Consider the following 9647-nt stretch of genomic DNA (forward strand, 5'->3'; position numbering starts at 1 on the left):
CGGTCTTCGCCTGCTTGGCCACAGCTTCCTCGTAGTAACCGCGGAACTGCTTCTCGAGCACGCCGTAGACGCGACGTGGCCCGACCCCCTTTCGCCGCCGCCGCGTTCCCCGCCGCAGCGTTCCTTCGCTCAAGATCTTGCCCGTCGATCAAGGGCGTATTCGCATGATTAGAGATCAAGTCATGCGCATACGTCCTTGATCGACGGGCAAGGTCCGTTGACGCGGAGACCACCCGGCCCGCGGCGGCGACCGCGGGCCGGGTGGATGGAGAGCGGCTAGACGTGGACCGTCGCCAGGTCGGCCAGGCGGGCCAACGAGGCCTCCAGATCGGCGCCGATCCGGCGGATCCCCAGTCGCAGCAGCGCCGCGCTGACCGGCCCCGAGGGCCATCGCACGATGGTGAGCCGGACCCCCGTGCCGCCCGTCTCCGGGGTCAGCTCGACGTGCACTTCCGTACGCGCCTCCGCCCGGTTTCCGGTGCCCTCGGCCCGCTCCCGCCACGAGATGAGCTTCGGCGGGTCGTACGCGATCACCTCGGCGTCGAGGGAGGCGCCATCAGCGGCGTGCACTCGCTGCCTGCGACCGAAGCCCTCACCGGAAACCACCTCAGCCTCGCGTACGCCGGCCAGCCACGCCGGCAACTGCTCGGCCTGCTGAACCACCTCCCACACTGCCTCGATGGGCGCGTCAACCCGCCCGCTCCGCTCAATGAGGATCATCTGTAGTCGCCTCCAGCGATGACACCCCACGACAGGGGCAGCGTAAAACACCTTTAGGCCGAAATATTGGGGGTTTCCCTAGACTCGCCGAACGGAATAGAGTCCGAGGACGCTTCGCATTTGAAGAATCCGCATGAGCGCTCCGCCGATACCGTTCTTTCCCACCGGTTTTACCTTTGGAGTGTCTACATCGTCCTATCAGATGCGGGCGCCACCAGCGAGGATGGCCGCGGCGTGTCCGTCAGGGATACGTTTACCGACGATACCGGACGGGTCATAGGCGAAAATAACGGAGATATTGCCTGCGATCGTTACCGGCGCTATTTCGAAGACATCGCACTCATAGCCGACGTCGGCGTTTCCGCATACCGTTTCCGGATCGCCGGCCGTGTGTCCAGCCCGACGGCACCGGCCCGGCCCCGCCGCGCTCGCTCGGCTGGTCCGGCGAGTCTGACCTGGAGAGGGTGCTCCGGAGCAAACCTGGTGGCGGGGCCACCGGGGGCCGGCCGTACGCTGACGTCGTGACCGTACGCGTACGCTTCGCTCCCTCTCCGACCGGAATGTTCCACGTCGGCGGCGCCCGCTCGGCGCTGCAGAACTGGATCTACGCCAAGCAGCACGGCGGTGTGTTCGTGCTCCGCATCGAGGACACGGATGCCGCCCGCAACCGCCCGGAATGGACGGAGGGCATCCTCGCGGCGCTGGACTGGATCGGGATCGAGCGGGGCGGGTACGAGGGGCCGCACTTCCAGTCGGCGAACGCGGCGGAGCACCGCGCGGCGGCGCAGAAGCTGCACGACGCGGGTCGCGCCTACTACTGCGACTGCAAGCGGGAAGACGTGCAGGCCCGGACGGGCAGCCAGTACCAGGGTTACGACGGGTTCTGCCGGGACCGGGGGCTCGGCCCGGGCGAGGGGCGGGCGCTGCGCTTCCGCACGCCGGATTCCGGACAGACCGTGGTGGTCGACCTGATCCGGGGCGAGCCCACCTTCGACAACAAGCTGATCGAAGACTTCGTGATCGCGCGGGGCGACGGTTCGGCGGTCTTCCTGCTGGCCAACGTCGTCGACGACATGATCATGGGTATCACCCACGTGATCCGGGCCGAGGAGCACCTGCCCAACACCCCGAAGCAGCAACTGCTCTGGGACGCGCTGGGCGTGCAGCCGCCGATCTGGGCACACGTGCCCGTGGTGGTCAACGAAAAGCGGCAGAAGCTCTCCAAGCGCCGCGACAAGGTGGCGCTGGAGGCGTACCGCGCCGAGGGCTACCTCGCCGACGCGATGCGCAATTATCTGATGCTGCTCGGCTGGGCGCCGAGCGGCGACCGGGAGATCGTCCCCTGGTCGGTGATCGAGAACGAGTTCCGGCTCGACGAGGTCAACCCGTCACCGGCGTTCTTCGACGAGAAGAAGCTGCGCGCCTTCAACGGCGAGTACATCCGGGCGCTCACCGTCGAGCAGTTCATCGCCGCGTGCCAGCCCTGGCTCATCGGCACTCCTCCCCCGCCGGCGTCGGACCCGGAGGCAGGCGTGAGCACCGAGGGGGCGGCGACGGATTCGCCGATCGCGCTGCCGCCGTGGCGACCGGAGGAGTTCGACCCGGCCGCGTTCGCGGCGGTCGCCGAGCTCGCGCAGACCCGGATCGCGGTGCTCAGCGAGATCGTGCCGAACGTCGACTTCCTCTTCCTCGAGTCGCCGGTCGTGGACGGGGCGGCGTGGGCGAAGGCGATGAAGGAAGGCGCCGGCGACCTGCTGGACGCCGCGATCGCCGCCTTCGAGGCGCAGCCGGAGTGGGCGGCGGAGCCGCTCAAGTCGACGCTGGAGCAGGTCGGCGCCGAGCGGGGGCTCAAGCTCGGCAAGGCGCAGGCGCCGATCCGGGTCGCCGTCACCGGACGTACGGTCGGGCTGCCGCTCTTCGAGTCGCTCGAGGTGCTCGGCCGTGAGCGCACGCTCGCCCGGCTGCGCGCCGCCCGCGTGAAGCTCGGCTGACCGCCGGTCGCGTTGATCATGGGCAAACGCGCGACAATCCGGACAGCCGGATGGCGCGTATGCCCATGATCAACGCGACCCGGTGCCGCCGCTACGAGGGTGCCGACCAGGCGATGACGCCGAGGCACATCTCGTCGCTCGTGCCGTCACCCCAGACGACATAGCGCGGCTTGATCGAGCGCAACTCGGGCAGCCGGGCGCGCAGCGTGGCGTCGTGGGTGCAGGTCACCCGGAACTTGTCGCCCGGCTTGACCGCGACGGACTGCGGCAGGACCCGGGCGCGCTGGTCGTCGAAGTTGTAGACGGGCACGTCGAGCAGCGTCCGCGCCTGCGGCGTGCCGGGGTTGAGCTCGACCTTGATGGCGCGCCCGAGCAGATGCATGTGACCGAGCAGGGCGTGCACCAGGCCCGGCTTCCGAACCGGGATGTCGCAGTGCTGGGTCGGACCGGCGACCGGCGGCCGGCCCCCGTTGCAGGCGAGGTTGAGCTGGGTCGCGGTCGCCGCGACCTCGTCGCCGAACCGTCGCCGCACATCCATCATCGACCGCTCGCGATCGCACAGCTCACCCGACTCTCCGGGCGCGCACGGCAACTCGATCGGTCCCGGTGCCAGGGTGATGTGCAGCGGATCGAGTCGGGCGTCGCCGCTCGCCACCCGGAGCCGGAGGCCGGAGCGATCCGGGCCGGCCGGCTTCCCGTCCGTCGCGAGCAGGTTGTAGTGCAACTGCATGACGATCTGGCTGCCCGGTTCCATCTGGTAGCCGGCGCGGGCGCTCAGCACCGTCTCCGTCGCGCCGGGCGCCCACGCCCCGATCCAGTCCCCACCGCCGGTCGTCCCGCCCGCCTCGCGGTTGGCGGCGCGGATGCCCGAGCCGCCGAAACACGTCCAGCCGTCACCCGGGGAATCGACGTCGAGCGTGCGCGCCTGCGCGACGTCGGCCGGATCGACCCGGAAGAACACGGCGTGGTGCACGATGTCGGTGTTCTGCGGCAGGAACTCGATGCCGGTCACGAAGGCGCGCTCGGCGAACTCCGGGTCGACCAGGAAGCAGCGGTAGTCGTCGGTCCCGTCGTTGGGCGGCGCGGGCGTGTACGGCTGCGGCACGGTGACGTCGAGGAACCGCTCGCCCTCACGCAGCGGCGTCAGCGGGACAGCGGCCCGGGTCGCATGGCTGCCGTGGGTCCGGTCACCGGCCGCCGGGACGGGCTGCTCGCGCTCCGTGCTGCCCCCGCAGGCCGTGAGGCCGGCAGCGAGGACGATGCCCGCGGCGGACCAGCTGATCTTCCTCACTATCGGCTTCATTTCGACGACGCTAAGTCACCGAGGTCCGGGCGGGCCATACGCCGTTCACCAATTGAAATACCTCGATGAAACCACGTGGCGGCCGCCCGCTCGCCCTACGATGCCGCGCGACGGCGGCGGGCGAGCACGAAGCCGCCCAGCGCGAGCAGCAGCAGCCCGCCACCGACGATCCACGGCCACCAGGTCGCGCCGCCGCCCCGCGCGTCCTCGTCCTCGGCCGCCGGAGTCAGCGACGGTGCGACGGCGGTCGACGGCGTGGCCTGCGCAGCGGAGGCGCTCGGCGTGGGGCTGGCCGCCGGCGTGGCCGCGACCGTGAGCGTGAAGCGCACCTCCCCGGTCACGGGATGACCGTCGCCGGAGGCGACCTCGTACGCGACGATGTAGAGCCCGGCGGCGCCGGCCTTGACCGGCACCGCCACCCGGGCCCGGTCGAACCTCGGGGCGCCGGCCAGGGCCGGGACGTTGTCCGGACCGGTCACGGTGACCTTCGTCGTGGCCGGATCGAGCCGGGACAGGAAGGTCAACCGGACCTCGGACGGCGCCCTGTCCAGGCGCGCCCCGTTCTTCGGATCACTGCTGGTCAACGAGTTGTGCGCCGCCGCCGGAGCGGCCGCGACAAGCACGGTGAGCGCCCCCATGATCACGGCCAGCAACAGGCGCGAAAATCGCATTACCCCGCCCCCCACGAACGCCTCCACACAGATACGATTCGGGCCGCTGATCACCGACCCGTCATTGGTCGGTCGGAGATGGCAGATAGTTCCAAATCTTCGCTCGGGTGGTGCAACCGAGCGACGCTCTGCGGAGTCTAGGACTACGTACGTCGTTTCCGCCCGCCGCGGACGTCGTCACCATCGACCCATCAGCGCGTGACCGGCACCAAGACCATCCATCGAACGGGGCGAGGGGGTCGATCATGGCGCACAGGATCAGTCGCCGAGTTTTCGCGACAGGCGCGCTGCTGCTCGCCCTCGGTGCGCCGCTGGTGGCAGCCGCTCCCGCCGCGCATGCCGGGCCCCCCACCACGCCGAACTCCCTCAGCATCGCCGGCCCCGAGCTGCCGGAGCCCCTGACCGTGCGCGCCGAGGACGACCCGGAACTCTTCGCCGCCGTGTTCGGGCAGGTCAGCTGGCTCAAGGGACACGGCCAGACGAGCTCGCCCGCGGCCGGCGACCTCGGCCCGAAATACACCGTCGTGGTGTTCATCGAGGACGTGGCGAAGCAGACCTACGACCTCTACCCGCTCGCCACCGGCGGCCCGCGCGCGTACCGGCCCACGCGACAGCCCGACAAGCGCAAGACCGACGCGGCATGGTTCTACGGCCGGCTCACGATGCCCGACACGCTGCGCGCGGCCGGCGTGCCACTGGCGGCGCCCGTCACCACCGTGATCAACGGCGGCGTCGGCGGAATCGGCGGCGGGGCCCGGGTGATCCCGGATAGCGCGCTCAACCCCGGCAAGGACATCGACCGGCTCTTCGGAGATCTGCGCCGGGTGATGCTGCTCAACGCCGCCGTCGTGGTCACCATCACGATGGGTCTGGCCGGCATCACCCTGCTGGTCCGCCGCCGGACGCACTGACCCCCGGCGCCGGACCGGCTCCCGCGCTGTAGCGCGTCCCGGCGGGTCTCTTGACGGATACGCTCAGATCTCGAGGACGATCTTGCCGCGCACGTGCCCCTCCTGCACAAGGCTCTGCGCCTGCGCCGCCTGAGCGAGCGGGAAGGTCTGCGCGATGTTGATGGTGAGCCGGCCGGCGTCGACCAGGCCGGCGAGCGCCGTGAGGTCGGTGGTCGAGGGCTTGACGAAGACGTACGTGCCGCCGAGGCGGAGCACCGTCTCGGCGTCGACGACCGAGACCAGTCGCTTGGGCTGGCCCAGCAGCGCGGCGGACTCGGTCAGCGCGGATCCGCCGATCAGGTCGAGTACCGCGTTCACGCCCTCGGGCGCGAGCTCCTGGACCCGCTCCACGAGCCCTTCGCCGTAGATCACCGGCTCGGCACCGAGGGAGCGGACGAAGCTGTGGTTGCCGGCGCTCGCGGTGGCGATCACCCGCTGCGCGCCGAAGACCTTCGCGAGCTGGATCGCGAGGTGACCCACCCCGCCGGCGCCGGCGTGCACCAGGACGGTGTCGCCGGTCCCGACGCCGACGGCCTTGAGCGCCTGGTAGGCGGTGAGCCCGGCGAGCGGCAGGGCGCCGGCCTCGGCCCAGGAGGCGTTGACCGGCTTGCGGGCCAGGGCACGCTCCGGGGCGGGCACGAGCTCCGCGTACGTGCCGTGCTGGATCTCGTCGCGCCGGGCGTAGCCGATGACCTCGTCGCCGGCGGCGAACCCGGTCACGGCTGCCCCCGCCACCGCGACGGTGCCGGCGAGGTCCCATCCGGGCACGATCGGGAAGTGTGCGGGGAAGGCCCCGTCGAGGTAGCCCTCCCGGACCATCCAGTCGACCGGGTTGACGCCCGCGGTGCGCACCCGCACCAGCACGGTGTCCGGCCCGACCTTGGGGTCGGGCAGCTCCATCTCGGACAGGACCTCGGGGCCGCCGTAGCGGTTCATCGCGATCGCCTTCACCCTGTCACCCTAACCCCGGCCTGTCGATCTTCCGCCGGCCCTGCTCGCGCTCGGACGGTGAACCGGCAGCACGGCCGGCGGTGCTAGCCGATGCGTGCGGGGGCGGCGGCGAGCTCGACCAGGCGGATGGCGTCGTCGAGGTCGGCCTCGAACTCGGCGTCCCAGTCCACGTCCGCGCTGAGGTGCGCGGCGAGCCGGGCGTGGGCCGGCAATTCGTCCGGGCCGAGCCTCGCCCGCCGGTCCGGGTGGCGGCTGTGGAACCGGCCGTTGAGCTCGGCGGCGGCGAAGCCGAGCACGAGGGTGGTGAGCAGCCGCTCCAGGCGGGGCACCTGCGGCTCGGGCACGCCCGCTTCGAGGAGCGCGTCGTAGAGGACGTCGAGCAATCGGGCCGCGTCCGGCGTGGTCGATGGGCGGCCCATCATCAGGGCGTACGCGCCGGGGTGCGCGTGGGCGATTGCCCGCACCGCCCGGGCTACGGTCCGGAGCCGCTCGCGCCAGTCGCCCTCGGTGGCGACGGCCGGCGGCAGCAGTTCGGCGACGAGCAGGTCGACGAGCCCGTCAAGCAGCCCGTCCTTGCTTCCCACGTACGGGTAGAGCGCCATGGAGCTCAATCCGAGGCGCTGCGCGACCGCCCGCATGGACAGGGCCGCGAGGCCCTCCTCATCGGCGAGGGCCATCGCGTGGGTCAGGATCTGGCGTTGCGGGTCGTCCACGATGATCACGGTGCGGGCCGACCGCGGAGATACCGGATCAGACACGCCGAATTACGGCCTAAATCATCCTAATGCTCAACACCAGCGTCGCGGCGGCCGCTCGCGGCGACCCTTCCGCTTCCGCGGCCGCACCGCGCCGTGCCGGTGGGCGCCCGCCCACCCGTCCTGTTCCGACCGGCAGGTCGGCCCCCGGCCGTCGACCGCGCTCTCATCCCCGACATCGGTCACCGACTCGTCGGTCGCGCGCTCCTCCGCCGGCGACCCGTCGATCGGTTCGTGCCGGCGATCCGGCGACGCCCCCTCGCCGAGCCGACGCGGTCCGAGGAGACGGTGGTGGGCGCGGACGGATGGCTCACCGTGCTGCCGACCCTGATCGCACAGCACGCAGCAGCGCTCATCTTCGGCACTGTGCGCCACCTCCCCGTGCGCCATGCCCGTCTCCTCACCCTCGCCATCACCCCGGTCCCGCCGGTCACCATGCCAGGCCATACCGACGCCGCAAGACCGCCTTCCCCGGGATTTTGCAGGTCAGGAGCGTTTAGGCCGGTGCGACGTGGCTCAGATCACGATGAGATCGCCATACCTCCGATTGATCGGCAGCCGCACCGTCTCATCAAGTGGTTGGCGGCCACGCATCGGTGGAGGCCGGGTGATCGGGTCGTGATGGCACGGCCGGGTCCGGCACGAACACGACCGCCGTGAGCCGTTCCACGGTGAAGATCGCGGGGGCGGATCGGTGACCGCGGAGGCGCCAGAAGCTCAGCCTGAGCAGTCGCGTCCGGCCCGGCGCAACGCTCGCCCGGGAGCCGGTTCCGGCCCCGCCGCGCCGACGGGGCCGGGGGCGTCGGTCATCGGGGTCCGACGGGAGCCCACCGGTCAACGGCCACGGCCAGCAGGGGCACGACGGTCAGCGCGAGCAGCCAGCCGCCGACCACGTCGCTCGGCCAGTGCGCCAGCAGCGCGACCCGGGTCGCGGCGATGAACAGCGCGAACGCCGCCGCGAGCAGCACCACGACGCGCCGTCCGGTGCGCGTCAGCACCGGCCACAACAGCAGTACAGCGGCGACGCCAGCAGCGGCGGCGTTCGACGCGTGCCCGCTCGGGAAGCCGTTGCTCGCCACCACGACGAAGCCGTTCTGCGGTCGCGGGCGGTACACCAGCCAGTGCAGCAGCCCCCACAGCGCCGGGACCATCACGGTGACCGCGGCGCAGAACATCGCCCGCTGGCGCTGCCGCCGAAGCGCGAAGACCAGGGTCAGGACCGCCCCGATCGCCAGATAGGGCAGCGTGGCGGCGACATCGGTGGCCACCCGCAGCACCGCGATCAGATCCGGATGCCGGTGCCCGTACTCGCGCGCCGCCGCGCTCACCGCGCCGTCGAAGCGCTGCAGCGGCCCCCACCCGGTGACGACCAGGACGAGCAGGCATACGAATCCGACGAGCCCCAGCAGCGGCACGGCGTGGGGCGTCCGGACGACCATGACGCAGATAGTGGCACGGGACGGCCTGCCGGGTGGACCGGGCGGGGCATGACAGGCTAGACGGGTGGTGATCGGGCCGGAGGGCGGTGAGCTGATCGCGACGCTGCGGCGGATCGAACGTTCCGCCGGCGCGCTCGCGACCGCCAGCGTGTCCCGGATGGACGAGACGCTGCTCTGGTTCCGGGAACTCCCGGCGGACCAGCGGGCCTGGGTCATGTTGGTCGCGCAGGCCGGCGTCCGGTCACTCGTGGAGTGGCTGCGCCAGGGCGGCGGAGCGGCGGGCAGCCCGCAGGAGGTCTCCGACGAGGTGTTCGCGGCGGCGCCACGCGCGCTCGCCCGCTCGATCAGCCTCCAGCAGACGGTGGCGCTGATCAAGGTGACGATCGATGTGGTCGAAGAGCAGGTGCCGCACCTGGCCGCCGAGGGCGAGGAGCAACTCCTCCGCGAGGTCGTGCTGAGGTTCTCCCGGGAGATCGCGTTCGCCGCGGCGCGGGTCTACGCCCGGGCCGCCGAGTCGCGCGGCGCCTGGGACGCACGGCTGCAGGCGCTGCTGGTCGACGCGCTGCTGCGCGGCGACTCCTCGGATGTGCTGGCCAGCCGCGCCGCCGCCCTCGGCTGGGCGGACGCGCCGCCGGTCGCGGTCGCGGTCGGCCGCTCCCCCGGCGGCGAGGTCACCGCCGTGCTGCACACCGTCTACCGGGCCGCGCGCCGCATCGGGGTGGAGATCATCGGCGGAGTGCACGGGGACCGGCTGGTCGTGGTGCTGGGCGGGGCCGTTGACCAGCCATTCCGTGTACGTCACCGGCCCGAACGCGTTGTCCTTGACGCCCCACCCGAAAACCGCGGCGTAGAACGCCTTGGCGCCCT

At 71.6% G+C, this 9647-nt stretch carries 10 protein-coding genes and 2 pseudogenes; 4 read left to right on the forward strand and 8 right to left on the reverse strand.

The genetic code is table 11. The features are described from left to right. Together AB0J06_RS25890 and AB0J06_RS25895 are read right to left on the reverse strand one after the other, a co-directional pair. Window positions 1–76: pseudogene (locus AB0J06_RS25890) on the reverse strand (30S ribosomal protein S4); the annotation flags it as partial. Window positions 77–276: 200 nt separating this feature from the next. Further along, window positions 277–720 carry an SRPBCC family protein gene (locus tag AB0J06_RS25895; RefSeq protein ID WP_357432223.1) on the reverse strand — a complete coding sequence of 148 codons (444 nt, stop codon included), beginning with the start codon at window positions 718–720 and terminating at the stop codon, window positions 277–279. A gap of 234 nt (window positions 721–954) precedes the next feature. Between AB0J06_RS25895 and AB0J06_RS25900 the strand changes: the two genes are divergently transcribed. Together AB0J06_RS25900 and gltX are read left to right on the forward strand one after the other, a co-directional pair. Next, window positions 955–1245 (forward strand): family 1 glycosylhydrolase, encoded by a 291-nt coding sequence (locus tag AB0J06_RS25900; protein ID WP_357432241.1) that lies wholly within the window; start codon window positions 955–957, stop codon window positions 1243–1245. Continuing rightward, window positions 1242–2711, forward strand: a complete 1470-nt coding sequence (gene gltX, locus AB0J06_RS25905) for a glutamate--tRNA ligase (protein WP_357432225.1) — start codon at window positions 1242–1244, stop codon at window positions 2709–2711. Before AB0J06_RS25900 ends, gltX begins: the two co-directional genes overlap by 4 nt. A 91-nt stretch (window positions 2712–2802) precedes the next feature. Here the strand turns inward: gltX and AB0J06_RS25910 are convergent, their stop codons facing one another. Both AB0J06_RS25910 and AB0J06_RS25915 read right to left on the reverse strand, forming a co-directional pair. After that, window positions 2803–4014 carry a monooxygenase gene (locus tag AB0J06_RS25910; RefSeq protein ID WP_357432227.1) on the reverse strand — a complete coding sequence of 404 codons (1212 nt, stop codon included), beginning with the start codon at window positions 4012–4014 and terminating at the stop codon, window positions 2803–2805. Between the two features lie 95 nt (window positions 4015–4109). Then, window positions 4110–4685 (reverse strand): copper resistance CopC family protein, encoded by a 576-nt coding sequence (locus AB0J06_RS25915; protein WP_357432229.1) that lies wholly within the window; start codon window positions 4683–4685, stop codon window positions 4110–4112. 245 nt (window positions 4686–4930) lie between these two features. Between AB0J06_RS25915 and AB0J06_RS25920 the strand changes: the two genes are divergently transcribed. Then, window positions 4931–5596: a hypothetical protein gene (locus AB0J06_RS25920; RefSeq protein ID WP_357432231.1), complete on the forward strand. Its 666-nt coding sequence runs from the start codon at window positions 4931–4933 to the stop codon at window positions 5594–5596. Window positions 5597–5659: 63 nt separating this feature from the next. Here AB0J06_RS25920 and AB0J06_RS25925 read toward each other — a convergent pair whose 3' ends face one another. From AB0J06_RS25925 to AB0J06_RS25940, 4 genes are all read right to left on the reverse strand, one after another. After that, complete coding sequence (locus AB0J06_RS25925) at window positions 5660–6586, reverse strand: NADP-dependent oxidoreductase (RefSeq protein ID WP_357432233.1); 927 nt, start codon at window positions 6584–6586, stop codon at window positions 5660–5662. A gap of 83 nt (window positions 6587–6669) precedes the next feature. Then, a complete protein-coding gene (locus AB0J06_RS25930) occupies window positions 6670–7299 on the reverse strand; it encodes a WHG domain-containing protein (protein ID WP_357432235.1) in 630 nt (209 codons plus the stop codon). Window positions 7300–7374: 75 nt separating this feature from the next. After that, window positions 7375–7731 carry a hypothetical protein gene (locus tag AB0J06_RS25935; RefSeq protein WP_357432237.1) on the reverse strand — a complete coding sequence of 119 codons (357 nt, stop codon included), beginning with the start codon at window positions 7729–7731 and terminating at the stop codon, window positions 7375–7377. Between the two features lie 416 nt (window positions 7732–8147). Beyond that, the gene (locus AB0J06_RS25940) at window positions 8148–8780 is read right to left on the reverse strand and encodes a phosphatase PAP2 family protein (protein WP_357432239.1); all 633 of its coding nucleotides are present in this window, start codon (window positions 8778–8780) and stop codon (window positions 8148–8150) included. A gap of 67 nt (window positions 8781–8847) precedes the next feature. Between AB0J06_RS25940 and AB0J06_RS25945 the strand changes: the two are divergent. Beyond that, window positions 8848–9647, forward strand: a pseudogene (locus AB0J06_RS25945) (hypothetical protein); the annotation flags it as partial.

Source organism: Micromonospora sp. NPDC049679, from assembly GCF_040659735.1.
GTDB lineage: Bacteria > Actinomycetota > Actinomycetes > Mycobacteriales > Micromonosporaceae > Micromonospora_I.

What these genes read in the sequence shown, in the direction of transcription:
- AB0J06_RS25895 (WP_357432223.1), bottom strand. Translation starts at nt 720, where the DNA reads ATGATCCTCATTGAGCGGAGCGGGCGGGTTGACGCGCCCATCGAGGCA.
- AB0J06_RS25910 (WP_357432227.1), bottom strand. Translation starts at nt 4,014, where the DNA reads ATGAAGCCGATAGTGAGGAAGATCAGCTGGTCCGCCGCGGGCATCGTC.
- AB0J06_RS25915 (WP_357432229.1), bottom strand. Translation starts at nt 4,685, where the DNA reads ATGCGATTTTCGCGCCTGTTGCTGGCCGTGATCATGGGGGCGCTCACC.
- AB0J06_RS25920 (WP_357432231.1), top strand. Translation starts at nt 4,931, where the DNA reads ATGGCGCACAGGATCAGTCGCCGAGTTTTCGCGACAGGCGCGCTGCTG.
- AB0J06_RS25935 (WP_357432237.1), bottom strand. Translation starts at nt 7,731, where the DNA reads ATGGCGCACGGGGAGGTGGCGCACAGTGCCGAAGATGAGCGCTGCTGC.
- AB0J06_RS25940 (WP_357432239.1), bottom strand. Translation starts at nt 8,780, where the DNA reads ATGGTCGTCCGGACGCCCCACGCCGTGCCGCTGCTGGGGCTCGTCGGA.